The 22,202-nt window shown below is 62.9% G+C and carries 28 protein-coding genes and 1 pseudogene; 19 read left to right on the forward strand and 10 right to left on the reverse strand.

Translation table 11 applies throughout. From position 1 onward, the window contains the following. Positions 1 to 19 precede the first annotated feature (19 nt). Together ACHQ4I_RS01935 and ACHQ4I_RS01940 are read left to right on the forward strand one after the other, a co-directional pair. Positions 20 to 466, forward strand: coding sequence for an OB-fold domain-containing protein (locus ACHQ4I_RS01935; RefSeq protein ID WP_476445380.1), 447 nt, complete (start codon positions 20 to 22; stop codon positions 464 to 466). Further along, positions 459 to 1,661, forward strand: a complete 1,203-nt coding sequence (locus ACHQ4I_RS01940; protein WP_420769896.1) for a lipid-transfer protein — start codon at positions 459 to 461, stop codon at positions 1,659 to 1,661. The genes ACHQ4I_RS01935 and ACHQ4I_RS01940 overlap by 8 nt, the downstream gene beginning before the upstream one ends. Before the next feature lie 33 nt (positions 1,662 to 1,694). Here ACHQ4I_RS01940 and ACHQ4I_RS01945 read toward each other — a convergent pair whose 3' ends face one another. Next, a complete protein-coding gene (locus ACHQ4I_RS01945) occupies positions 1,695 to 2,099 on the reverse strand; it encodes a hypothetical protein (RefSeq protein WP_420769897.1) in 405 nt (134 codons plus the stop codon). 204 nt (positions 2,100 to 2,303) lie between these two features. After that, positions 2,304 to 4,085: an ABC transporter ATP-binding protein gene (locus ACHQ4I_RS01950; protein ID WP_420769898.1), complete on the reverse strand. Its 1,782-nt coding sequence runs from the start codon at positions 4,083 to 4,085 to the stop codon at positions 2,304 to 2,306. A gap of 202 nt (positions 4,086 to 4,287) precedes the next feature. On the opposite strand from ACHQ4I_RS01950, the gene ACHQ4I_RS01955 reads away from it, so the two are divergent. The 7 genes from ACHQ4I_RS01955 (at position 4,288) to ACHQ4I_RS01985 (ending at position 9,534) form a co-directional block, all read left to right on the forward strand. Further along, positions 4,288 to 4,581: a hypothetical protein gene (locus tag ACHQ4I_RS01955; protein ID WP_420769899.1), complete on the forward strand. Its 294-nt coding sequence runs from the start codon at positions 4,288 to 4,290 to the stop codon at positions 4,579 to 4,581. 378 nt (positions 4,582 to 4,959) lie between these two features. After that, positions 4,960 to 5,325 (forward strand): hypothetical protein, encoded by a 366-nt coding sequence (locus tag ACHQ4I_RS01960; RefSeq protein ID WP_420769900.1) that lies wholly within the window; start codon positions 4,960 to 4,962, stop codon positions 5,323 to 5,325. 1,299 nt (positions 5,326 to 6,624) lie between these two features. Further along, complete coding sequence (locus ACHQ4I_RS01965) at positions 6,625 to 6,762, forward strand: hypothetical protein (RefSeq protein ID WP_420769901.1); 138 nt, start codon at positions 6,625 to 6,627, stop codon at positions 6,760 to 6,762. 378 nt (positions 6,763 to 7,140) lie between these two features. Further along, positions 7,141 to 7,476 carry a WXG100 family type VII secretion target gene (locus tag ACHQ4I_RS01970; RefSeq protein WP_420769902.1) on the forward strand — a complete coding sequence of 112 codons (336 nt, stop codon included), beginning with the start codon at positions 7,141 to 7,143 and terminating at the stop codon, positions 7,474 to 7,476. Then, complete coding sequence (locus ACHQ4I_RS01975) at positions 7,473 to 7,778, forward strand: WXG100 family type VII secretion target (RefSeq protein ID WP_420769903.1); 306 nt, start codon at positions 7,473 to 7,475, stop codon at positions 7,776 to 7,778. Before ACHQ4I_RS01970 ends, ACHQ4I_RS01975 begins: the two co-directional genes overlap by 4 nt. Beyond that, on the forward strand, positions 7,775 to 9,064 hold the full coding sequence (locus ACHQ4I_RS01980; protein WP_420769904.1) for a hypothetical protein: 1,290 nt from the start codon (positions 7,775 to 7,777) through the stop codon (positions 9,062 to 9,064). Before ACHQ4I_RS01975 ends, ACHQ4I_RS01980 begins: the two co-directional genes overlap by 4 nt. 8 nt (positions 9,065 to 9,072) lie before the next feature. Beyond that, positions 9,073 to 9,534 carry a hypothetical protein gene (locus ACHQ4I_RS01985; RefSeq protein ID WP_420769905.1) on the forward strand — a complete coding sequence of 154 codons (462 nt, stop codon included), beginning with the start codon at positions 9,073 to 9,075 and terminating at the stop codon, positions 9,532 to 9,534. A gap of 319 nt (positions 9,535 to 9,853) precedes the next feature. Here the strand turns inward: ACHQ4I_RS01985 and ACHQ4I_RS01990 are convergent, their stop codons facing one another. After that, positions 9,854 to 10,285 (reverse strand): restriction endonuclease, encoded by a 432-nt coding sequence (locus tag ACHQ4I_RS01990; RefSeq protein ID WP_420769906.1) that lies wholly within the window; start codon positions 10,283 to 10,285, stop codon positions 9,854 to 9,856. Between the two features lie 274 nt (positions 10,286 to 10,559). Here ACHQ4I_RS01990 and ACHQ4I_RS01995 point away from each other — a divergent pair. Next, positions 10,560 to 10,772: pseudogene (locus tag ACHQ4I_RS01995) on the forward strand (dihydrofolate reductase family protein); the annotation flags it as partial. A gap of 87 nt (positions 10,773 to 10,859) precedes the next feature. Here the strand turns inward: ACHQ4I_RS01995 and ACHQ4I_RS02000 are convergent. Continuing rightward, positions 10,860 to 11,222, reverse strand: coding sequence for a hypothetical protein (locus ACHQ4I_RS02000; RefSeq protein WP_420770193.1), 363 nt, complete (start codon positions 11,220 to 11,222; stop codon positions 10,860 to 10,862). Between the two features lie 12 nt (positions 11,223 to 11,234). After that, positions 11,235 to 11,492, reverse strand: a complete 258-nt coding sequence (locus tag ACHQ4I_RS02005) for a hypothetical protein (protein WP_420770194.1) — start codon at positions 11,490 to 11,492, stop codon at positions 11,235 to 11,237. 162 nt (positions 11,493 to 11,654) lie between these two features. Here ACHQ4I_RS02005 and ACHQ4I_RS02010 point away from each other — a divergent pair, with 162 nt between their 5' ends. The 6 genes from ACHQ4I_RS02010 to ACHQ4I_RS02035 all read left to right on the forward strand — a co-directional run bounded on the left by ACHQ4I_RS02010 (position 11,655) and on the right by ACHQ4I_RS02035 (position 16,688). Then, entirely contained in the window at positions 11,655 to 12,743 is a 1,089-nt protein-coding gene (locus tag ACHQ4I_RS02010; RefSeq protein WP_420769907.1) for an ADP-ribosylglycohydrolase family protein, read from the forward strand. A 231-nt stretch (positions 12,744 to 12,974) separates the two neighbouring features. Further along, positions 12,975 to 13,913 carry an ADP-ribosylglycohydrolase family protein gene (locus ACHQ4I_RS02015; RefSeq protein ID WP_420769908.1) on the forward strand — a complete coding sequence of 313 codons (939 nt, stop codon included), beginning with the start codon at positions 12,975 to 12,977 and terminating at the stop codon, positions 13,911 to 13,913. A 409-nt stretch (positions 13,914 to 14,322) separates the two neighbouring features. Further along, positions 14,323 to 14,613, forward strand: coding sequence for a WXG100 family type VII secretion target (locus tag ACHQ4I_RS02020; protein WP_420769909.1), 291 nt, complete (start codon positions 14,323 to 14,325; stop codon positions 14,611 to 14,613). Positions 14,614 to 14,646: 33 nt separating this feature from the next. After that, the gene (locus ACHQ4I_RS02025; protein WP_420769910.1) at positions 14,647 to 14,937 is read left to right on the forward strand and encodes a WXG100 family type VII secretion target; all 291 of its coding nucleotides are present in this window, start codon (positions 14,647 to 14,649) and stop codon (positions 14,935 to 14,937) included. Positions 14,938 to 15,638: 701 nt separating this feature from the next. Further along, on the forward strand, positions 15,639 to 16,445 hold the full coding sequence (locus ACHQ4I_RS02030; RefSeq protein ID WP_420770167.1) for an ADP-ribosyltransferase: 807 nt from the start codon (positions 15,639 to 15,641) through the stop codon (positions 16,443 to 16,445). Positions 16,446 to 16,463: 18 nt separating this feature from the next. Further along, on the forward strand, positions 16,464 to 16,688 hold the full coding sequence (locus ACHQ4I_RS02035) for a hypothetical protein (protein ID WP_420769911.1): 225 nt from the start codon (positions 16,464 to 16,466) through the stop codon (positions 16,686 to 16,688). A 304-nt stretch (positions 16,689 to 16,992) separates the two neighbouring features. Here the strand turns inward: ACHQ4I_RS02035 and ACHQ4I_RS02040 are convergent, their stop codons facing one another. From ACHQ4I_RS02040 to ACHQ4I_RS02055, 4 genes are read right to left on the reverse strand one after another with little or no spacing between them, the layout of a single operon-like run. Further along, positions 16,993 to 17,691 (reverse strand): HEAT repeat domain-containing protein, encoded by a 699-nt coding sequence (locus tag ACHQ4I_RS02040; RefSeq protein ID WP_420769912.1) that lies wholly within the window; start codon positions 17,689 to 17,691, stop codon positions 16,993 to 16,995. Next, complete coding sequence (locus ACHQ4I_RS02045; protein ID WP_420769913.1) at positions 17,688 to 19,034, reverse strand: putative toxin; 1,347 nt, start codon at positions 19,032 to 19,034, stop codon at positions 17,688 to 17,690. Before ACHQ4I_RS02045 ends, ACHQ4I_RS02040 begins: the two co-directional genes overlap by 4 nt. Positions 19,035 to 19,049: 15 nt before the next feature. Beyond that, the gene (locus ACHQ4I_RS02050; RefSeq protein WP_420769914.1) at positions 19,050 to 19,337 is read right to left on the reverse strand and encodes a WXG100 family type VII secretion target; all 288 of its coding nucleotides are present in this window, start codon (positions 19,335 to 19,337) and stop codon (positions 19,050 to 19,052) included. Next, positions 19,334 to 19,711, reverse strand: a complete 378-nt coding sequence (locus ACHQ4I_RS02055; RefSeq protein WP_420769915.1) for a WXG100 family type VII secretion target — start codon at positions 19,709 to 19,711, stop codon at positions 19,334 to 19,336. Before ACHQ4I_RS02055 ends, ACHQ4I_RS02050 begins: the two co-directional genes overlap by 4 nt. Between ACHQ4I_RS02055 and ACHQ4I_RS02060 the strand changes: the two genes are divergently transcribed. Continuing rightward, positions 19,710 to 20,138: a hypothetical protein gene (locus ACHQ4I_RS02060; protein WP_420769916.1), complete on the forward strand. Its 429-nt coding sequence runs from the start codon at positions 19,710 to 19,712 to the stop codon at positions 20,136 to 20,138. The genes ACHQ4I_RS02055 and ACHQ4I_RS02060 overlap by 2 nt on opposite strands. Positions 20,139 to 20,183: 45 nt before the next feature. On the opposite strand, the gene ACHQ4I_RS02065 is transcribed toward ACHQ4I_RS02060, so the two are convergent. After that, the gene (locus ACHQ4I_RS02065; RefSeq protein ID WP_420769917.1) at positions 20,184 to 20,702 is read right to left on the reverse strand and encodes a hypothetical protein; all 519 of its coding nucleotides are present in this window, start codon (positions 20,700 to 20,702) and stop codon (positions 20,184 to 20,186) included. A gap of 463 nt (positions 20,703 to 21,165) precedes the next feature. On the opposite strand from ACHQ4I_RS02065, the gene ACHQ4I_RS02070 reads away from it, so the two are divergent. Together ACHQ4I_RS02070 and ACHQ4I_RS02075 are read left to right on the forward strand one after the other, a co-directional pair. Continuing rightward, a complete protein-coding gene (locus ACHQ4I_RS02070) occupies positions 21,166 to 21,501 on the forward strand; it encodes a cupin domain-containing protein (RefSeq protein WP_420769918.1) in 336 nt (111 codons plus the stop codon). Positions 21,502 to 21,633: 132 nt separating this feature from the next. Next, positions 21,634 to 22,191 carry a class IV adenylate cyclase gene (locus ACHQ4I_RS02075; RefSeq protein WP_420769919.1) on the forward strand — a complete coding sequence of 186 codons (558 nt, stop codon included), beginning with the start codon at positions 21,634 to 21,636 and terminating at the stop codon, positions 22,189 to 22,191. Positions 22,192 to 22,202: the final 11 nt, after the last annotated feature.

The following is a 22,202-nucleotide window of genomic DNA, read 5'->3' on the forward strand; positions in this document are numbered from 1 at the left end:
TTCCTATAGCGTCGGGTTTGTGCAGAAAGAACAACGCCCCGCGGTGGCAGATTGGTTCACTGCGGACGACGGCGCGGTACGTCTCGTGGGAAGTCGCTGCGATGTGTGCGGCACACCGTATTTCCCGCGGAACACGCTGGCCTGTCGCAACCCGCAGTGTGCAAGTCCGAAGGACGGCTCCGAGCTGGTCGAGTACCTGCTCTCCACGCGTGGCCGGATCTGGTCGTACGCGGATGCCCGGTACAAGCCGCCTCCGCCCTATATCTCGCCCGATCCGTTCGAGCCGTATGTCGTCGCGGCGGTGGAGCTCGAAGTCGAACAGATGGTGATTCTCGGGCAGGTCGTGCGCGGCCTGACGGTGGACGACCTGGCCGTCGGCATGCCGGTCGAACTGACCCTCGGCGTGCTGTACGAGGACGAGGAAGCCGAGTACACGGTGTGGATGTGGAGGCCGGTCGATGCCTGACAGGAATGATCGCGACATTGCCGTCCTCGGTGCGGGCATGCACCAGTGGGGCAAGTGGGGGCGCAATTTCGTCGAATACGGGCTGGTCGCGGCCCGCGCGGCGCTGGCCGATGCCGGGGTGGACCACCGCGACGTCGGCTACATCGCCGGTGCGGACACGATCCGCAATGGATACCCCGGTTTCGTCTCCGGTGCGACCTTCGCCCAGGCATTGGGCTGGTCGGGTGCGCGGATCTCGAGCAGCTATGCCGCCTGCGCCTCCGGTGCGCAGGCCATCGCCAATGCGCGGGCCCAGATCCTGGCCGGGTTGACCGATATAGCGCTGGTGATCGGCGCGGATGCCGCCCCGAAGGGCTTCTTCCAGCCGGTCGGCGGTGAACGCCGCGACGATCCGGACTGGTTGCGCTTCCACCTGCTCGGTGCCACCAACCCCATCTATTTCGCGCTCTATGCCCGCCGCCGGATGGCGCTGCACGGCGCAACGCTCGACGATTTCGCCGCGGTCAAGGTGAAGAACGCCAAGCACGGCCTGAACAACCCGTACGCCCGCTACCGCAAGGAGGTTTCGGCCGAGGAGGTCGCGGCCTCGGCGATCGTCTCGGACCCGCTGCGGCTGCTCGACATCTGCGCGACCAGTGACGGCGGTGCGGCACTGGTGCTGACGTCGATGGAGTACGCCCGCCGCCACGGCGTCACCGACCCGGTCCGTATCCGGGCGCTGTCGACGGTCACGCCGACGTTCCCGAAGACCGTCCTCGACCTGCCGGATTTCGCGACGGACTCCGCCGTGGCCGTCGAGCCTCCGCCGCACGCGTTCCGTTCCGCCATCGCGCACGCCGCGTACGAGGAGGCCGGGCTCGGGCCATCCGACCTGTCCTTCGCGGAGGTCTACGACCTCTCGACCGCGCTGGAGTTGGACTGGTACGAGGACATCGGGCTCTGCGACACGGGCGGCGCCGAGGAACTGCTGCGCAGCGGCGCAACAACTTTGGGCGGACGGGTGCCGGTGAACCCCAGTGGTGGGCTGGCCTGCTTCGGTGAGGCGATCCCCGCGCAGGCGATCGCTCAGATCTGCGAGCTCACCTGGCAATTGCGCGGCCAGGCCGACGGCCGCCAAGTGGAGAACGCGCGGGCGGGCATCGCGGTGAATCAGGGCCTCTTCGGTCACGGCTCGGCAATCATCGCCACCCGCTGAACCGAGACCGAGAGGGCCCCGAGCCCGCACCCGTCAGGCGGCGTCGAGGGCCGCGGTGATCTTGCGGGCCATCGCAGCCACGGCGGGGCTGGGCTCGCCCTTGCGGGGCTGGGCGGCGGCTTCGACGGCCACCAGGACAGTGTCGCGGAAGTTGTCGGCCTCGTCGGGATGTTGGGTGACGAGCAGGCTCATGGCCGCGGTCAGGCTCGGCAGCACCTGGTCGGCGAGTTCGGCGACGGACTTGCCTTGCAAGTGGATGTCTTTGGACTTGGCAGCGAGCACATGCCCGACCAGCCCGGTCGCCGAGGTCAGGGCGATAGAACCGTGCGTGATGCCCTTGTGCGGCGCACCGGAGGCGGCCATCAGCGACACGGCGCCATAGGCGGCGGTGCGCAGGGTGCTCTTGTCCTGGTCGGTCAGGGTGATGGTGATGGACATGTCGTGTACTCCTCGAAATCGGTTGTGGCACCGACTGGAACCGTGTCGGCGCCGGTCGTTTTGTTGATGCACACACTGTCGCCGGACTGACTGACACCGACCTGACACACACCTGACACCTCCGCTGACACCGCGATCGGCCGTCAACGCGCCAGCTGACCCGCTGACGATCACCTATCCGGCACTGCGGCTGGCCTCATCCGATCAATGAGCGACCACGTCCTCGCCGAGGAATCCACCCGACTGGTACCGCCACAGCTGCGCGTATGTTCCTTCCGCGGAAAGCAACTCCTCGTGTGTCCCCTCCTCGACGAGTCGCCCGCGGTCGAGCACCACCAGCCGGTCCATCCCGGCCACCGTGCTCAGCCGATGCGCGACGACCAGCGCCGTACGCCCTTCCATCAACTCCCAGAGCGCCTGCTGCACAAGCAATTCGCTTTCCGAGTCGAGGGCACTGGTGGCCTCGTCCAAGAGCAGGATGGGCGCGTCCCGCAGAATGGCCCTGGCCAGTGCGACCCGCTGACGCTGGCCGCCGGACAGTTTCACGCCGCGCTCGCCGATGAGCGTTTCCATACCCTGCGGCAGCGCGTCCGCGAACTCGGTGACGTGCGCGGCCTTGGCGGCCCGCAGGATCTCCTCGTCCGTGGCGTCCGGGCGTGCGAACCGGATGTTCTCGCTCAGAGTCCGGTGAAACATGGCCGGATCCTGTGGCACGTAGGCGATCAGACCGCGCAGATCCGCCTGCCGCAGCCGGGCGATGTCCTGCCCGCCGATGCGTATGGTTCCGGATTGGATATCCATCAACCGCAGCAGTAGTTGGGTGATGGTGGTCTTGCCACCACCGGATCGTCCGACCAGGCCTACCTTGGTGCCACTGGGCACGTGCAGATCCAATTCGTGGAACAGCTGGCGCGCGCCCCCATGCGTGAAGTTCACCTTCTCGAACCGCACGTCGAAGCCCTTGGGCCGCAGTGGTTCCGGATATTTGGTATCGAGCACCTTCGGTTCGTCCAGCAGCAGTTCGGTGAACTGCGCCGCCTCGGTGAGCACGGTCTCCAACCGCCGGTAGATCTGGTTGAACCGGAACATGATCCCGGTGGCGTTGAAGTAGTAGGTGAATGCCACCACAATGGCCTCCACCCCCGCATTCCCGCCGCCGAGACCCAACGCGACCAGCAGGCCGATCACGTTGGTGAGCGCCACCAGCGGCGCCACCAGCGTATCTATCCGCAGGTTCGCGTAATCCCAGGAGCGCAACGACTTTCGCCGCGACGAGGCGACCCGCCGCTGATGCTCGGCCGCCTCCTGTGGTTCGGCAGCGAAGGCGCGCACCACCTGCATATTGGCCAGGCTGTCGGCCACATGCCCGGAAACCTGCGCAATGGCGGCCTCTCGGTCGTCCACCAGCTTCTGGCGGCGCTGGATCAAGGGCATGATGACCAGCGCGGTCACCACGATCATCCCCACCAACACGGCGACCAGGACGGGGTTGTAGCGCCACAACACAACCGAGGCGAACAGCAGCGGCACCAGTGCCGCCAGGATCTCGAAGGCGAGGGTATCCACGAACTGTTCGAACCGAGCCGCGAAGCTGAGCGAGCGCTTCGTCAGCGAACCGGCGAAGTTGTTGTGGAAGAACGCCGCGTCCTTGGCGAGCAACTCGTCCATGGCAAGCACATACAGATGCTCGATGCCGTAGGCGTCGACTCGGTTCAAGCAGTGAATCCCGATGCGCCACAGCAGTTCCGCGAGCAGCAGGGTGCCACCGAAGGCGAGAATATAGGAAGCCAGAGCCCCGAAACTCGTATCCCCGGTTACCGCGACCCGACCGACCATCATGGCGACGATCAGCGGTGCGACGTACAAATTGCAGACATTGCCAAGCGCCGGCGCCAACAGCGCCGGAATCGTTGTGGCCTTGCGAGAGGCCATTTCCCGGCCATAGAAACGCAGCACCAGCTTGACCGCCGTCGCGCGTGAACTCATGCTCCCCCCTCGTCTCGAATTAACGAGCGATGCAGGTGAGCAATGATCCCGCGTCCAGGCCGGTTACGGCCAGTGAATATTCGCCGTGCTGCCGATAAGGAAGGTGCGGATCGGGTCGAGTGCGTTGGCGAGGCGTCCGACTTGGCGTGGATCGAGTGTTTACCAACGACCGCGCGGTGGACTTATTGATGTTGCGAAGCAAGTGCTCGATGTTCTGATCGCCGCGGTAGAAAACGCGCAAAATCAACGGAAGTGCTGGTCAGAGACGTTTTTCGGGTTGGATGTACGGAATCGCTGCGGCCTGTTTGCGGTCTTGGTTTACTTGATTCCGAAGGTTGGCCCTGGACGACGACTACGAGATCGGTGCGGCGTACCGCCGGTGGAGGCTTGGTGCCGGTGCTTCCACAGTGAGGATGAGACCATGGCTGAGCTGATCGAAGACAGGAACCAGATCATCAACGCCGCCATCGGCAAAGGGATGGCTGCGCTCGAGTAGCCCGGGGTAGCGGTCACGCGGCAAGTAATTCGATCACGCAGCCTGCCACGGCTCGCGTCGCATAAGAACCCGCAACTCGCGGGCGATGGGCTATCCGCTCACGAAATTCGTGTCTACGGAAACTTTAACTCCAGCTGCGTAATTCGCGCCGATACGTTCGACCCGGCGGTCCACTGTTTCTGATCTTTCACGGCCCGTAAGAGTACGTCCAGGGCTGTGGAAAGCGCTCCGGTGGCTCATCCCCCGCCCGAAGGGGAGGTGTGGCGGCCCGCCGGAACGCGGGCTTCACCCGAGAACAGATCACATCGACCAACGAGCCCGTTCGGGCTGGCCAGAGTCGTGCCCGAACGGGCGAAACACACGAAGGAGCTCCGTACCATGGCGCAACGGTCGTACTGGATCAAGGCCTACAACCTCACGGGCCAGGAACTCACCCAGAAATCCAAAGAACTCGATCACGGAATCTGGAGCGACAATGGCCAAGACACTCCACCGGACGTCTTCAAGTCCGCCGCGAAGGCGGAGTGGGGAAGCGAATCCGACGGATTTGCCACTGGCACCGAGGGAAACGTTATCTTCTCGCTCAACGGTGGCGGCGGCCAATTCGAGATCTATTGGGATAACCCCTACGTCGGTTCCGACCAAACCTGGGTGACAGCCCCGAAGGGCTACACCTACGTCAAGGACGACAGCGGGGGCAACAACGCGACCCTCAAGGTCACACTAATGCCCGACCTCGGCTGATACCCGTCCAGCGCCCGCGCCCCTCGCCCCAGTCCTGATATCCGGGGCGCGGGCGCGCCCGCGGGAACTGTCGGGGGTCCCGCCATGTGCTTCCAGATCTGCGAAAGTCGCGCTAACTGAGTTACCGCAGATAAGTCCATGACTATCTGCGGTAACTCCATGCCGAGTTCTGAGAGGTAGACCGTGCTGCGCAAGACGCCGAGCAGTCGCGCATGGATCGGAAGGCGGGCGCCCTGAGAAGCCGTCGTGACCACAAGTGGCGACGCATATCTTGACAACCAAGTTGTCTCGACCGTGCTGACCTAGCCTTTTCGTGGAGCGGATGACGGGATTCGAACCCTGGTCCGGCGCTTCACGATTCGCCTGGTCAATAGGCTGAGCTAGCCCAAATGCCGGGCCGCAACAGACCTTTCAGAAATTTTCAGTACGTTATGAGGCACCAAGCTACCACCTTTCTGGTTACAACGTCACCACCTCACCGGGCGACGGGATGTCTCCCGCACCGGGTCACGGGATTGGTACCGGACGTTGGGTTCGACGTCAAAGCGCCGCGTTCCAACCACCGATAACCCACGTCATCGACAGTCAGGGGTCGCGCGCCCGAACACGCTCAGTCACCCGAGCCGACTCGAACTTCTGATCCGTAGTCCCCTGGCGCGCAACAGATCCCGGCGTCGGCGCCGGCGATTCTCGCAGCAGTGCACGACTATAGATTCAGGCTGCCGTCGCTCGAGGCCGGCGGGACTGCGGAGTACAAGGGCGATTGTGATGTCGGTGCTGCCGGTACCAGTGGCGCGGTCTTGCTCCTGGAGCAGGGTGATCGCTCTGTCGGCGCTGGCGCGGGTCGGATGCACAGAGATGTGCCGCCCTGCCCGCAGACCGTCGATGACGAGCACCCACACCCTTTCCGGGTTCAGCCGGGCGGCGACCTCGCCGAGCGGGTCGAAGCCGATCCGGTCGGTGACCTCCTTCAGGTCCGCCCAACCGCGGCGTTTGCACCGGGCCGCGACCATTCGCAGGCGCCGGTCGCAGCGACCAACTCCCTCCAGGATCGGCCCCGCTGCCAGCCTTCGGCCAGCGCATCATGTCCTCCTGGGAGGCCGCCGCCAGAAGGCCGTGCAGATCCGCGAGATCTTGTGGGCAAGAAACATCGTCTCGGACAAACAGTTCGAGCGCGATGAGGTGACCAGTGGTCGCCACAATTTCTAACTGCCGGAAATCTTGCCCTCACCGACAAAACAGCCTGCCCCACAGCAGTTCTCGCTATAACCTCCTGCGGAGTCTGCCGGGATAGGCGCTGTGCTCGGCGCGCTCGCCGGACTCCCGATATTCATTATCGGCGCGATACCTGGCGCGCTGATCGGCGCCGGATTCGGGGCGCTGTCGCACATCATCGCGTCCTGGTCGATGCAGCAGATGGGCGGTTGCAATCCGTGACACCGGCGCGAGTGTGAAATGACAAGGCGCCCCGACCTGTTACTTGGTCGGGGCGTCTTTGCGTTCGGGTTAGCTGCCTATATGTCGTAAGCCTCGATCGAGTCGATCGGACAGACGAATAGCCGCAGCGAACTGCGGTGCCGACCATGCCGATGTCAGTACGACCGACGATCTGGCTGCCCCAACGGCACCGCCGGGCTGATACCCATCGCTCAATGACCCTGCGCGCCAACAATGGTGCGACCGCCAGGGCTGGGCTGAACAGGTATCGGGGTCCGAATAGCGCTGTGGCCATGTCAGGTTGACGTACGTGCGGAGCGACCGGCGCAGCCGACAGCATATGGACGCCCGGGGCAGATCGCCGTTATCGTCGTGTGCATGGGAGATAGCGGGGGGCCTACCGGATCTGGCCAGAATCTGTCAGTCGTTCCTGATGATGTGCAGGCGATCGGCCAGTACGTCTACAACATCGCCGACGCCATGAAGCAGGCCCTCGATTCCGCTGCCCGCGAGGTCGACACCCTACTCACGTCCGACTGGACCGGCGACGCGGCCGACGAGTTCTCCAATGGGTGGGCCGAAACCCGTGACGGCGGAACACAACTCATGCAAGCGTTGACTTCTCTTGCCGAGAAGCTGGGCGTCACCGCGGCCAACTACAAGAGCACCGACACCGGCAACGCGTCCGGTATCTCCAGCCTGGATCTGCCATGAGCTCTCAATTCAGCGTCGACCTCGACCAACTCGACCGGATCGTGTCCCGCCTCAACGGCCTCGCCGGGTTCTTGCACGATCACCTCGACGAACTCGACCACAAGGTCGCCGCCCTGCACAGCGGCAGCTGGGAATCCGCGGCAGCCAGCGCTTACGCCGACGCCCACAGCCAATGGCTCGCGGCCGCACGGGAATTCGCCGAAGGCGTCGCCGCCGTGAGTGACGCCGCGCAGAAAGCGCACGGCCGCTACACGCGTGCTATCGACGTCAACCGGCGCATGCTGGAGTCGGGGCAGGCATGATCGTCGACTGGCAGACCTACTACGACGCCGCCAAGAAATGCCACGACCTCGCCGACGATCTCCGCAAGGCCGACAAACCGGTCCACGATGCGGTCAAAGGTGAATGCGCCGGGATGGCCGGCGACGCCCCCGGCTGCAAAGAGTGGGGTGAGACCTACGACAAAGCCGCCCAGCAGACCATGCAGGCCTGCTCGAGCCTGGCCAACGCACTCACCAACTACGGCGCCGTCTTGTACGCCAACGGCTACCACTACTCCATCGCCAACAAGAGCAACCCAACCGCGCCCCGCATCCACGCACAGGAAGTCGGCGAATACAAGGTCACCATCCCGTCTTCGGTGCACGATAACGGGATCGGCTTCACCGACCACGGCGGGCTGAAGGAGTTCTTGGACAAACTCGTCGCCAAAGTCCTGGCCGCCTTCGGCAAACTCCCCAACGGTGACCACACCAAACTCGACAAAGCCCACACCACCTGGAACACCTTCGCCAACCACGACACCATCACCGGCGCCGCCGCCCGCATCTCAGCCATCTCGGCTCTGTTCGACGGCATGGACGACGCCACCAACCGGCAACTAATCCAAGACCACTTCACCACCCTGAAAACCGGCGCCGACACTGTCGCCACCGCCTCCCAGAAGATGGCCACACCGGTCAAGGACTACCACGACGCGACCGTCGCCCTCGGTAACGACAATGCCAGCGCGATCAACGCGCTGGAGCTGTCCATCAGCCTGATCGCCATCACCGCCGGTGTCGCGTTCCTGTTCAGCCTCGGCTCCTCCGCCGTCGCCGCAGCCGCCGCGATCGACGCTGACGTTGCCCTCACCATCAACGCAATCCAAACCTCCTACCGCGCCAGCCAAATGGTCCGAATCATCGGCCTCACCAGCCTCGCGGCCGGCGCCGTCGGCACCATCGACGCCTTCCACGCACTCCCCACCACCGACCTCGACAAAGCCATCGCCGGCCTCGCCGCCATCATCGGCATGACCTCGACCATCGACGACGACCACGCCGGTGATTCCGATGAACCAGACTTCCGTCACAGCGAATACACTCAAGCCGAGATAGAAGAATTCATCAACGGCCATACCGGGGACGGGAATCCGACGATGGACAGACCAACTCCCGAACAAGTTCATGACGCGCTGACAAAAGGCACACCGGAACCAATGGGCGACGGACGCACAGCGGAACAGGCCGAGCAATTCGTGTACAAGGGAATCAAGGTGGTTGTGAACTACGAAATGCCCTGGAAATCAACCGCCTGGAAACTGTGAGGAAAAGAATGTCGAACCTCGACGATCACGCGCATCTTCATTTCTCCGAAGATGAGATCGCCGATATTAAAAGCAACTCGATCACACTGAAATCGGGCGAAGAACGCGATGCGATCCGCTTGGCAGACTCATGGGAGGCCCATGTCGAGAAGATCGATCGAGACAGAAACCTGCCTTGGTCGGACCGCACTGTCTGGAACGAATACGACCTCAACGCTGCTTATGCCATACGGGATTACCTGGAGAGCGCCATCAATAATCTGCCTGCCCCACTCGGCACCAAGATGACGAGCTACGTCTCCGCAGCAGACGATAGATTCATGTCTATCACTGTCGAAGATTCAGGGAAGCGCATGGCAGCGGTCGCGAACATTGACATAACCGGACGCGGGTGGTGGTGGTTCCGCGTACCCGACTCTGGCCCGATCGTTGAAGACCTGGCTCGCTGGAGCCGATTCGAGAACAAATAGCGGGCAATGCCAAGTCGCGCCAACGACGGACAAACCCAAAATCAGCTCCGAGCGGCAGACCCCTCGACACTAGAAGACCATCCAGGACCCGGAATCCTAACCTTGGCCGAGTATGCAAATCCGCTTCCAAGGGGCAACGAAGAACGGCCCAGCAACGCGCTTCGGGCCGTTTGCCCGGGTAGCAAGTACAGATTTATCTGCAACCGCCGCCGACTTCTACGCCTCCGACGTCCAACCGGACCGGCTACACCGCGGGGTGTCCAGCAGGTGCTGGGCCTCCTGAAGGCTCGGTGATCACACCAAATGAGCGAGTTTGGACCTACAAAAGTCGGGTTGCTTTGGCGAAAGCAACTATCTGGTCAGCAGTCAGACTTCTCTCGAAGCCGAAGTGAATCACCAGCATTCGCGGAGAGTTGATATAGCTTGCCAATAGAGCCACGCCGAGTTCGTCTGCGCATTGGATCGCTTGCGCACTGAATCCGACCGCAGCGAAGAACAGCATGTCGAGGTGATGCCGTGTTCCGCGGGCGCCATACAGCTTCTGGATGTCGGGACGACCGACCGGCGTCATATGCCATTTGACCTGCGCAACAGCCTGCGATGCGATGACATCTATCCCACCGTCCGACCCTCTCTGGGTCACTCGCGCATCTCGGTATCCGAGAGATCGCATGTGCGCTGCCGCCGAATGCTCGGCCGCCTCGAATGACGGAACACGTACTGCACTGCGCCTCCTGGAGCGAGCGATCATACTTCGCAATCAGTTTGAGGATCGGTGGGTGAATCGCATCGTTACCGGCAGCAGCTAACAGCTGACGTGTAGGCCTTTACGGTAAGGGGCCGTTCGTTGGTTCGCGTGACTGGTCTGCTGGTTCTCGGAGATCGCGGCTCGTCGGCGAGTTCGTCATCGAACTCAACAGCCACGCCAGCGCGTTCCTGTTCGGTCGCGAAACGTTCGACATCTTCCGCGGCTACTGGCCTGATCAGACCGATCCGCCAACCCCATTGCCGCGGCGATCAACTCGTTGCCCAAGTACGTCGTGTCCAATTCGCTCAGCGAGGCTGATGCCACGTGGCGCGGCGAGCACCCTGACACCGCTCGCCTGCTGACGGGTGACATCGTCGCGGCGGTGCACGCGCTAGAGGACGAACCCGGCGACGAGTTGCAGAGCTGGGGAAGCGGCACACTGCTTCAGACGCTGTTGCAGCACGAACTCGTCGACCGCTTCCGCCTGATGACATTTCCGCTACGGCATGCGTATGTACTTGATGATCATGAGGGTGGTCCGTTGTACAGTTCCATCCGAATCAGATCCCGAGGATTTTTACGCAGCGACCACGTTGAGCTCAGAAAGCACGCCTTGGGGGTCGCTGAGGTAGCGGTATCCCTCCACTGGAGGATTGAACTGGCCGAGCACGTTCGCCATCGCATCGCGTTCGGCTTCAGTGACCGGGATCCGGCGCTTGATGAGACTGGCACACAGCACGTCGACGAGCATCGCCCACTCCCCCACGTCGCTATAGGTGCGGTAGCTTTCGACCAGGTCAGAAGGCAGGCGGTCGGCGACGCTCTCGAGAAGGTTGCGCGAGTCCTCGCTCATCTTGTTCAGCCGACGGTTACGGGCTTCGATGGCTTGGGGGTCTCGCTGACGTTTCGCGCTTCCCGTGCCGCCCCTGTCCGGATTCATCGCTCTCCTAGCCTATTTGATCGCAATTCCGATTGAAACCAACACCGCGACAACCGAATTCATTGGTGGCAGTTGCGAGCGATCCAGTCGTCGTTGTCCAGGCTCAGCAACCCCTGACCCGGTGCCTGCCTCTGCCACAGTGCCCGGGTTGTCGAGCAAGTCGAGTACCCTGGCGCGGAATCCACCCAAATCCGGATCGACGTACAGGACAAAGCCCGCTGCGGGGCCGTTCGCCGCGATCTGATCCGCCAAATCACTGATCGGCGCCACGGGTGGTTGACATATGCGCGACATGCGCCGACGAACAGTCGGCGAAATGGCAGCGAGTGGTGGACCTTCTCGGGGTTGCAGGCGACAGCCGTGCCGCGGACCTGGCTGACTAGGCGGTGTGTCAAAAGTCGTCGATTTGGGAACATGCAAGGATCGGTGCCCGTGCGGGAAGACGAGAAGTTGTTCGACCGGGTGCGTGGGGCGATGTTGGGTGGGGCGGTTGGTGATGCGCTCGGGTGGCCAATCGAGTTTTTGCAGTTGGCGCAGATCAGGGAGCAGCACGGGGTGGCCGGTGTCACCGATTTCCTGCCTGGCCTGATAGCCGATGCGCCGCAACAGATTACCGATGACACACAGATGACGATGTTCACCGCCGAAGGCTTGCTGCGTTGTCCGCCCGGCGCGGATCCAGCTCCAGTGCTGCGGCGCGCGTATCTGCGCTGGCTGACCACCCAGGAGCAAGCCAAGCCCGCGCACGAACCCGACGGCTGGTTGGCGGGGCGACAGTTCCTTTATGCGATGCGGTCGCCGGGCCATGCGTGCACGAGCGGGTTGCGGCTCCAAGCGAAGGAATATCGGGCGCCACATCTGCCCGGTGAGCCGGGGCCGGTGAATCCGAATTCGAAGGGATGCGGGACCGTGATGCGGTCCGCACCATTCGGTCTCGCCGCGCTCGGTCCGCATAAGGCGTTCGACGCCGCGATGCGATGCGCTCAGCTCACCCACGGCCATCCGACCGGCTATCTTGCCGCAGGAGCGTTCGCGGCCCTGATCGACAGCGTGCTGAGTGGGGTCGAACTGCCGATCGCCGTGCGCGACATCATCATCCGACTCACCTCGATACCGGCAGACAGCTCCGAGACAGTGTCCGCCCTGGCCGGTGCGCTGGCGTTCGCACAGCTCGGCCCGCCGACAGCGGAGCGGGTCGAGCAAGTTGGGCAGGGCTGGGTCGCGGAGGAATGTCTCGCCATCGCCGTCTACTGCGCGCTGTACGCATTCCGGACCGGCGACGTGCGTGGCGCGCTACTGCTATCGGTGAACCATTCCGGCGACTCCGATTCCACCGGTGCGGTGGCCGGCAACCTTATCGGTGCAGTCCACGGATTGTCCGCCCTGCCGCCCGAGTGGGTATCTGTGGTCGAGGGCCGCGATGAATTGGTCCAGATCGCCGACGATCTCGTCCTGAACTTCTTCTACCGAGACCGTTCCCGCCTCGACACCCGCTATCCGCTCGACACTTCGGTGAACTGAACTGAACTGAGCACCAAGCGGCTTCGAGGGTTTCGGCGGCGCCCTCGTCGTATCGCGTGGATATCTCGTACATACGCTCGACCTCGCGAGCACCTTCGATGCGAACCATCCGGAACTTCCGGATAGTTGCCTCGATCACACATTCGCCATCCGCGTAGATCGTCTGCCCCTTGGCTATCATCGGACGCAATGCATGTCGAGTTGATGCTTGATTCTTTGGATGGACTGTCCGTGGGGGACGCTTTGGGGCAGCAGTTCCCGATCATGCGCCGATCCATCGCAGATCTTCGGGAAGGTAATCTTCCTGCCGGGCCGTGGGGGTGGACCGACGACACCGAGATGGCCTGCTCTGTGGTTACCGAGCTGTGCAGTCGCGGCGAGATCGACCAGGATCGACTTGCCGCCGCTTTCGCGCGACGCTTCGACCCGGGCCGTGACTACGGCTTCAACACTGTCGCCACCATGCGCCGAGTCCGCGATGGCATGCATTGGCGCACCGCGGCCGCAGCCGCGTTCGGTGACGAAGGTTCCTGTGGCAACGGTGCGGCCATGCGGGTTGCTCCGTTGGGTGCGTTTTATGCCGGCGATCCGGAAAAGGTTGTCGCCGAAGCGGTCCGGTCGGCGCAGGTGACGCATCTGCATCCCGAAGGGGTCACCGGTGCCGTCGCGGTTGCACTCGCCGCAGCCCACGCCGCGCAAGCCCGCCTGAACGGGACACGGCCCACACCGACCGAATTCATTACCGGCGTCCTGGACCGCCTCGACCACAGTGACACGACCCGGCTGATCCGCCGCGCCCGCACGCTGCTCGGATCCCCCGCCGCCGAGGCCGCGAACGAACTCGGCAACGGATCTCTGGTCACCGCGCAGAATACGGTGCCGTTCACGATGTGGGTCGCGGCCACATATCTGGACGACTATCCGGCCGCAGTCACCACATGTATTGCAGCAGACGGAGATATCGACACCACCAGCGCCATCGTCGGCGGGATCGTCGCCGCCTACACCGGCAACCGCACGGGTCCGATCGTTGGGATACCCCAGACATGGCTTGCCGCACGAGAGGCGCTGCCCCACTGGTGCAACTACTCCATCGATCGAACACGCGGACGCAAGAATTCAGTATTCGGCCGTGCTCGACGATGGCTGTCCGGCACATCGTCGAGATGACCGCGATCGACCGGCCGGCATCGACCGCCTGCCATCGCATGCGCGCCCAGGCGGCCCCGGGATCGGCCTCAGCATGCGCGGCCCGGAAAACCTTCAGCCAACGCTCTACTGTGGCTGGTCTCCATCGTCCTCAGCAGTCTTTCGCAAACGCCAGAGGTCCGCGAGGCAGTTGCGGCGACGAACCGACATCCATGGCCGCCGTTGAAGTTTCAGACCACCGGAGTTGTCGTCCTATCCGGCGACTAGCTGGTTGCACGAGTGGCCACCGATGCGTGGTTCGGATCGAGAGTCTCTGATGGAACCGAACATGCGTGGTCCGCGTCTAACCTACTAAGACCAGGACCGACCGACGACTGAGAGAACGTGCATGGCTGAAGGTTCATCAACCACCGCGTCACCGTTTGCGATTGTGCCCGACCATGTTTCGGATGCCGGACAGTATGTGCAGCGGACCGCGCAAACTCTCGTCAACGGTGTGCGCTCGGCCGACGCAGACGTGCAGGGACTGATGACGAGCTGGAAAGGCATTGCGGCCACCGCCTATTCGACGGGGTGGGAGGAAACCCGCGACGGCGCCTTGCAGGTACTCGAAGCCCTGAACACCATGGCTGAACTGCTCGGCGTGGTAGGTGTCGAATACACAGCCACCGACACAACCAACGCCACCGGGCTGCGGCAATCCTCACTGGATCTCCCGTAGCGGATTCCGCGTAACCGAACAGGACTGTGGCACATGAGGTATCAGGTCGATCTCGACCACCTGGACGACGTAACCGCCCGCATCGGCGGACTGAACGATTTCCTACGGGAATCCCTACGCGAGATCGATGAACGCATGGCCGTGATGCAACAGAGCTGGAACGGCCACGCCGCCGACAGGCAAGCCCAAGCGCATCAAGAATGGGCTACTGCGGCGCAGGAAGTTCGGGAGGGAATCGAGGCCATGCAGACCGCAGCCCGCACCGCGCACACCGCCTACAACGACGCGGTAGCCGAGAACCTGCGCGCTCTGGGGCGCGCGTGACCGCAACCGTTCTCGATGTCGACACCAGCGTCTACTACGACGCCGGTAACAAGCTCGTCTCTCTGGCCGCGGACTGGTTCGCCTCCGTTGATTCGTTCTGGCCGACCCTCGACGAGTGCCACGCCATGACCGGGTCGTACGACGAGGCCAAGAAATGGGCCAAGACCTACGACACACGCGCCGAAGAGCTATTGGACATGTCCAATGACCTCGCCGAAGCGGTGCACGCCTACGGCGTCCTACTGCTGGAAATGGGCTACAACCACGCCGTTGCCGAATACAACGCGACGGTCGACACCGACACCCCGGCACCGGCTAAACCGGCCACCCCCGGCCCTGTGGCATACCTGTGCCGGGTGCCGCTGCCCAGCGCCGGAGGACCCGGCCAGGGCCTGATCGATGGCGGTGTGCAACTGGCCGAAGCCATCGGAATCACCATCCCCGACGGCAATGTCGATCTACTCGCGCGCGCCGCCGACACCTGGACCAAGATCGCCGACGCCGAACCCGTAGCAAAAATGGCCGGGGCGTTGGAACGGGTCGCCTGGTCGTTCGAGGCGATTGTCAGCCCCGAATACGAACACATCGATGAAGATCTGCGCGCCCTGCGTGACGCCGCCCTGACCACCACCGCCGCATTCTATGAACTGTCCGCCAGCGCGAAAGACCACCACGACGGCCTGGTCGAGCTGCGCGAAAACATGAAAAAGGTCCTCGAGGATCTGGGCGAAGAGCTGCTCAAAGAACTGCTCATCACCGTCGCAATCGCCATCGCGGCAAGCGTGGTGACCTTCGGTATCGGCGCCGCCGTGGCCAGCGCGCGTGTCGTGGCCATCGCCGCCCGATTCGCGCGCCCGATTCGCGCGCTCATCGATGCATTCAAGGCCAACCGGGCCATCGCGAAAGGGGTGAAATCGGAACAGACCCTTGCCAAGCATGCGAAAGAACTGAAACGCATCAAGGATTTGAAGGCCAAGGCGACGCCGAAGGTGGAGCCGAAAACGGCACCGAAAGAGTTCAAAGCGCCGACCGCGAAAGATCTCGGCCTCACCGATGAGGAATACGCCGCGATCAGCCGCTACACCGGAAACGGATATAAGGATCTGAACGAGGCACTGCGGAGCGGCAATCTCACCGAAGAGCAGGCGGCCAGGGTACGCGAACTGAATCAAGCCCTCGACAAGGTCCCCAACTTCGAAGGCGAGGTCTCCCGTAAGGTCCAACTTCCCCAAAACGTAATCGATAGCTACAAGATCGGTGAGGACACGACAGAAACGGCATTCACGTCGACGTCCCGTTTCGCCGAATCCAACAAATTCGACGGAAACACCGAATTTACCATTATTTCCAAGACCGGTAAACCGATCGAGAATATGTCGAATTACGGGCCGTGGTCGGGGCAGAACGAGGGTGAAATCTTGTTCAAGTCCGGTACGAAATTCCGGTGCGTGGACAAAGGCGTCGACCCGGCAACCATGCGCACAGTGATTACACTAGTGGAACTGTAGGAATTAGGAGAATAGAACATGGCCAAAAAAATTGCGGGCAAGATCTTCCAGACCCCCGAAGAGTCGGGCGTACCGCCATTCACCGAAGAGGAAATGGCCGAATACCGGGCACGCGCGGCCGCACACCGGGCACGCGCGGCCGCGGTTCCCGAGTCCGAACGTGTCGACCTATCCGAGCGGTTCCACGATGACTTGTCGGGCACCGAGTACGAGGGGTGGACCCCCGAAGAAGACAAGAAGTGACGCGAGGAGGGGACCGGACCAGGTACAGCAGGGGCCGACGCTGAAGCGGCCGCCGTGACCGCCTTCACCGCGGTCCTGGCTCGGGAGGCCGCCAGGCTGGCCGCCGAGTTCGCAGAACTCACCACGACTGGGCCGCCGCCCTCCGGTGCCGCCGAGGCCAGCCGTCACAGCGCGCGCCATCCGCAGCATCGCGCCCGGCGACGCCCCCGGCCTGGCCTGACCGGCTTTGGCCACTCCAAGAGAGACGCCACGAAGCCTCCGAAGAAGCGCTCTCCGGGGCTTCCTGGTATCTCGGGCTACCCGGTCACGATGACAGCTTCTCCAAGGCGCGCTGGGCCTGTTTGCGCACAGCGGGAGCCCGGTCATCGACGAGTGGTTCGATCAAGTGACGCACGCCAGTGGCCTTCATCTGGACCAACGCCTTGATCGCTCTTCCACGCGCGGGCCCGTCGAGGTATTTCAACGCAATATCACGGGATTCGGGTGTCTTGACCTTCCCGAGGTACTCGACCAGCGGGAGCATCGCGGTCCCCTCCGGCAATTCCTCGAGCAGTTCCGCAATCTGTACGAAGTTCTTCGGCCCCGCGATCAGGCGCAAGGCATCACCGGCCCAGGTCTGCATCCGCTCCGGAATCGGTGGCCTGCGACGGACCTGAGCGATCAGCAGATCGATGGCCTCCTGGTTGCCGCGGGCGGCGGGGTCGATCAGATTGCGGATGAGTCCGGACCGGATCGCGGAGCGGTGCTCGGTTTCCGGCCCCGGGATCCGAGTCTCGAGATTGGCCAGCCAGTCGATGAAGATCGGGATGCCCTGCGGGATCGTCCGGGGACCATTGGATAAATCACCCAGCGTGTAGCAGGGAACACCAACGGCCGCGAGATCCTGCATGATCCGTCGGTCGAATCCCCGCTGCCCGTCCTTGTAGCGGACAGGAAGGTCGTTCATCCACTCGGTGCCGCCGTTCTCGCTTCCGTACGGCATGCGGGCGTACTTGATGATCATGAGGGTGGTCCGTTGTCTAGTTCCATACGAATCAGTTCGATCTGTCCGGTATCGATCATGCCCTGGATGTCGGGATCGTTGATCTGCGTCCGGTGATCCACGATCAGCGTCAGGGTGTAGCCGTTGTTCCTGGCCCACTGCTCCTGAATAAGGATCTGCTGCTTGGCGCCCGCGATCTCATTGGTGTTCTTGACCTCGGTGACCTGGCGATTCTCATCGTCGATACGGTCCGGAAACGACGTATGCTCGGCGCCGTCTCGGTCGATGATCGTGATCTGCCGTTTCGTCACCGTAGGGTCGATGCCCGCGCGCCGCTCACCTTCTTCTCCCGCCGCGTCATTTTGACGTATGTCACGGTTGCCGATGTATTTGGTGCTACGCGGAGTTCGGCCCAAGATCGCCTTCAGGTCGGCGGTCTCAGTGGTCGCCATCGTATAAATTCCGGTGTTCGACCGCACGGCGTCGGCGACCTTGGTCTCGATATCGCCGAGCCGACCGGAGATGGCCTTGGCGTACTCGGTCTTGTTCGAGGTGATCAAGGCATCGATCGCTGCTTGCGCTCCGTCGCTGGCCGGCAGCCTCTCGGCGGCGAGTTTGTCCGCTTCGTAGGAGGCGATGATGACGGCCAGCAATCCGAGTGAGGTGCGGCAATCATCCTTGGCCGATTTGGCGGTCGCGGCGACTTGGGTGCACGCAATGCCCAAGTAACTAGCAGCATCCGAGTGAGCCTGGATTGCTCGGCTCACCGCAGCGGTGTCCTGAACGTACTCGGTCAGAATCGGGTCCTCGCGCTGCGCGTCCTCGGGAAAGAGCGCCTTGACACCAAGGTACAGCTGGGTAGCGAAATCCGACGTTCTGGTGCCGTACCACGACAAAAGCGTTCCCGCAGCTCCGATCCGGGTGTCATCACAGTCGGCCCATTTCCTGGTGACCTGAGACTCGACCAGTTCCCAATGATCGGGGTTCCCCTCAGTTCCGCCGACCGACAGCTGTGTCGGGTGGAGGTTGATGGTCAAAGTGGTCCCCTTCGGCGTATCCGGGATGGGATCGGGCGTACCCGGGTGTGAGGCGTTCTCGCCTCGCGCGAGGTTCTGTCCCGCCGTATGGATCTGGATGCCGAGCGCGTTGCATGCCATTGCGGCGGTCGACCCAGCCTCGAACAGGTCCGCTGCCGACTGGTCGAAACTGCGCCCCCAACTTGGTCCGCCGTATGGATACAGCCCGGCCGACCGCGAGACGTCCAGACCTTTGTCGAGCGCGCGAAGGTGGCCTTCCAGGACAGTACTCACCTTCGTCAACGCCTCGCCGACGCGATAGTAGGTGTCGGGATCAACCGTCGTCATCGAGGGCCCCGATGCTCACGAGCGCATTTCCCGATTGGCCTGTTCGGCCTGAAGGTAGTTGCTGTGTGCGACCGCGATCTTGTCCCGCACCGCGCGGAGTTCGTCGACGAGTGTCGTTGTACTGGAGAGCCATTCGCGCTGGCTGTCGGAGAATGCTTGGGCGGCAGCGCCACTGAACTGGGTAAGGACGCCGTCGGCGATGTTCTTCGTCTTCGCACCGTGATCGCCGACGGCGGCGATCGCCTGGTCGACCAAATCGATGAAGGTCTGCATGGCATCCAGGTCGTAGTGGCGAGCAGTCATGGAAGGTCCAGACTCGACGTCCTCGCCGTGACCTGGCTAGAGAACCGCTCATCCTGAGCGACAAGGGCATCGGCGGCCGTGGTCAAGCTTGTGGCCTGTCGATTCAGCTCGTTGATATGGGTACCGATCCGCGGGACCAAGCCATCCCATAGCGCGGTCACGTAGTCCGCGGACCGACCCGACCACACCTCCTGCAGGCGGGAGTACTCGAAACGGATGCCGGCCAAGACATCGTCGAGAAGACCTCGCTGGACCTGCAATTCGGATGCGCCCTGACGGAGAACCGCTGGATCGACTTGTAAACTCATGGCCACCCCCGTACAACGGGGAAAGTTTATCGATCCGTAGTTCGCTCGAGCAAGGTGTATCCGCATGGACTGGCGAACCGAAGCCGCGCCGCACGTGCAGGACGACTATGACACTCTCCTGCGCGACGGGGTCGACGCCGCAGCCCATATCCTCGCAGAATCCGAATCCTTCGCGCCGTTCATGCTGGTCATCGACCGCGCGGGACGGAAAAGCATGCGCCGGTACACCCAGCAACGTGGGAACGGTGGCGAGCAAACAGCCACCAGCGCAATGGAAATCGGCGCCGACCGAACTACCCTGCGCGCCCGCGCGACTGTGTTCGATGTCACTGTGTCAGCACCGTTCACCGGCAGCGCCATCAAGGCTGTTCTCGAACATCGGGACGGGCCCGCCGTAGACATCCTGGTGCCCTACACGGCAACACCCGACCAACTGCAGATCGACTTCAACGCCGCCGATGGTGCGGTCGGCACCGGCAGATTGTGGACCTGACAGGGCCCGCACTGCGTTCCCATAAGCTGACGCAGGCCCCGGATGTCACGCCACGATCTGGACGCCGTTGAGGATGATGGCGATGTCGGCAACGAGTCTGCCCAGGTCCGCCACCGATGTCCGACCGACCAATAAGACCGGGTGGATTGCGCCGTTGCATGCGCATACGACGAGGCGGTAGTCCTGCCACCATTCGACCTGGGCGAGCGGGAAGACACCGGTGACTTTTCCGCCGCCCTGACCACACACTGTGATCTTCTGATCGTCCTGAGTCCGCCAACCCGGTGTCGCCTGCACCATCCGCCGCATCGCTTCCACGGCGTCCTCCACCGTCGGTGTGGGGCCGAGCGGGTTGACGGTGATCGTGGCGGTCGGACTATGGAACACATCCGGAAGCTGATCTCTGCGCTGAATGGTCAGTCCCCGGGGGGAGTCGACGCCCGGGACCTCGGTGCGCTTCCATCCCGGAAGCTCGGGAACCATCACACTGAACGGCTGCTCGGGCCCGCGGTCGTCTGTGAAGACGCGGCCCGTAACGGCATTGGCGTCGCACGGGTAGCCCACTGCTGGCGTGGGTACGGTTGCGGTCGATGTCGACGGTGTGTCGGATCCGGGTGTGCTACACGCAGCGACCACCGACAGTGCTACCAGGACCATGGGCGCCGACCGAGACCGGTCGCCTCGAACAAGATCCATGACCGAATTCAAACACGTGCCGGACGAACCGGGAGGTTCTCGAAAGCGGAGTCCATCCGCCGATGAACCCATCGAGGAATAGGCTCGCCGAGCCGGTGTCGACCTCACGGGCATCCGCGTATACGCGGCCAGCTCCGCCAATGACGTGGGCTACTTCGCCTACATGGAGGCCAGCGCAAGCACGGCACCAGGACATATCGCTTTGGGCCCCCAGCATATTTGCCGACGAACTGGCACTACCACGGAACTCGATGCACGAGCGCGGCCACCTCGACGAGTACGCACAAGGGCAGAGTAGGAACAAGAGTGACCAGAAGCTGGAAGATGAGGCATGCCCGTCGATGATGCGCTCCGGCAACGCCATCTCGCTGGGAAGAAACGAGAACAAGTAGTGAGCGAATTCTATGTCGAAGACATCTTCCCGGTGCGTTTCAGACCGAATCCGTTCGTCGTCGGTCGGGCAGCAGTGGGAGACTTCACGATTGGCCAACAGGTCGAGTTACACAAGACGGATGGAACGACCTACCAGGGAATCCTGGAAGCGCTCGACTTCCACCAGTCCGCACCGGGCAAGTTCTCGCTCGTCTTCTCCGCCGAGGTGTCGTCTCGAATCGAACCCGGCGACGTGATCACGACACGACCGCGAACATGGCATTCGCATCGCTGAAGATTTGAACGCGCCGGTGTCGCACCAGACAACGCACAGCCGGCCGTCAAGACCAGACGCCGAGTGAACGGGAGCTCACCGGTGCAACGCGAAGTACCCGGACAAACCACACGAAAGGCGGATCCAGCCTCGATGAAGCATGAGTACGAAGCCAAGTTCCTGGCCATCGACGTCGACGCCGTGCGCGCCAACCTCACCGCCCTTGGTGCCACCCGGTCATTCCCACGAACGCTATTGACCCGCAAGATATTCGAGAACGATGCACTCGCCCCGGGCGCGTGGGTGCGGCTCCGGAATGAGGGCTCTCGCTCGACGCTCACCCTCAAGCAAGTCACCGATGCCAGCACAATCGACGGCACCACCGAGATCGAAACGACGGTCGGTGACCTGCACGCCGTGGCCGAGATCTTGACCCACCTCGGCCTGCACGAGGTCCGCTACCAGGAGAACTATCGCGAGGAATGGCAGCTGGGCGACGTGGTGTTCGACCTCGATACCTGGCCGGACCTGCCGACTTTCTTGGAGATCGAGGGCCCGAACGAAGCGGCGGTCCGCCACGCCGCGGACCAGCTGGGCCTCGACTACGCTGAGGCACGCTTCGGCAGCGTCGATGAAATCTACAAGAGTGAGACCAGTCGCGACATCCTCATTGAGCCGACGCTGCTGTTCAGCGATACCACAGGCGCTTAGCCCCACCTCAG

The organism is Nocardia nepalensis, from assembly GCF_048910785.1.
Taxonomy (GTDB): domain Bacteria; phylum Actinomycetota; class Actinomycetes; order Mycobacteriales; family Mycobacteriaceae; genus Nocardia; species Nocardia nepalensis.

Coding starts and splice junctions, on each gene's coding strand:
- ACHQ4I_RS01985 (WP_420769905.1), top strand. CDS start 9,073: ATGTCGAACCTCGACGATCACGCGCATCTTCATTTCTCCGAAGATGAG.
- ACHQ4I_RS02045 (WP_420769913.1), bottom strand. CDS start 19,034: ATGACGACGGTTGATCCCGACACCTACTATCGCGTCGGCGAGGCGTTG.
- ACHQ4I_RS02030 (WP_420770167.1), top strand. CDS start 15,639: ATGAAAAAGGTCCTCGAGGATCTGGGCGAAGAGCTGCTCAAAGAACTG.
- ACHQ4I_RS02050 (WP_420769914.1), bottom strand. CDS start 19,337: ATGACTGCTCGCCACTACGACCTGGATGCCATGCAGACCTTCATCGAT.
- ACHQ4I_RS01970 (WP_420769902.1), top strand. CDS start 7,141: ATGGGAGATAGCGGGGGGCCTACCGGATCTGGCCAGAATCTGTCAGTC.
- ACHQ4I_RS02075 (WP_420769919.1), top strand. CDS start 21,634: ATGAAGCATGAGTACGAAGCCAAGTTCCTGGCCATCGACGTCGACGCC.
- ACHQ4I_RS01950 (WP_420769898.1), bottom strand. CDS start 4,085: ATGAGTTCACGCGCGACGGCGGTCAAGCTGGTGCTGCGTTTCTATGGC.
- ACHQ4I_RS01945 (WP_420769897.1), bottom strand. CDS start 2,099: ATGTCCATCACCATCACCCTGACCGACCAGGACAAGAGCACCCTGCGC.
- ACHQ4I_RS01980 (WP_420769904.1), top strand. CDS start 7,775: ATGATCGTCGACTGGCAGACCTACTACGACGCCGCCAAGAAATGCCAC.
- ACHQ4I_RS02025 (WP_420769910.1), top strand. CDS start 14,647: ATGAGGTATCAGGTCGATCTCGACCACCTGGACGACGTAACCGCCCGC.
- ACHQ4I_RS01975 (WP_420769903.1), top strand. CDS start 7,473: ATGAGCTCTCAATTCAGCGTCGACCTCGACCAACTCGACCGGATCGTG.
- ACHQ4I_RS02040 (WP_420769912.1), bottom strand. CDS start 17,691: ATGATCATCAAGTACGCCCGCATGCCGTACGGAAGCGAGAACGGCGGC.
- ACHQ4I_RS01960 (WP_420769900.1), top strand. CDS start 4,960: ATGGCGCAACGGTCGTACTGGATCAAGGCCTACAACCTCACGGGCCAG.
- ACHQ4I_RS02070 (WP_420769918.1), top strand. CDS start 21,166: ATGCCCGTCGATGATGCGCTCCGGCAACGCCATCTCGCTGGGAAGAAA.
- ACHQ4I_RS01940 (WP_420769896.1), top strand. CDS start 459: ATGCCTGACAGGAATGATCGCGACATTGCCGTCCTCGGTGCGGGCATG.
- ACHQ4I_RS02055 (WP_420769915.1), bottom strand. CDS start 19,711: ATGCGGATACACCTTGCTCGAGCGAACTACGGATCGATAAACTTTCCC.
- ACHQ4I_RS02000 (WP_420770193.1), bottom strand. CDS start 11,222: ATGAATCCGGACAGGGGCGGCACGGGAAGCGCGAAACGTCAGCGAGAC.
- ACHQ4I_RS01990 (WP_420769906.1), bottom strand. CDS start 10,285: ATGATCGCTCGCTCCAGGAGGCGCAGTGCAGTACGTGTTCCGTCATTC.
- ACHQ4I_RS02060 (WP_420769916.1), top strand. CDS start 19,710: ATGGACTGGCGAACCGAAGCCGCGCCGCACGTGCAGGACGACTATGAC.
- ACHQ4I_RS02035 (WP_420769911.1), top strand. CDS start 16,464: ATGGCCAAAAAAATTGCGGGCAAGATCTTCCAGACCCCCGAAGAGTCG.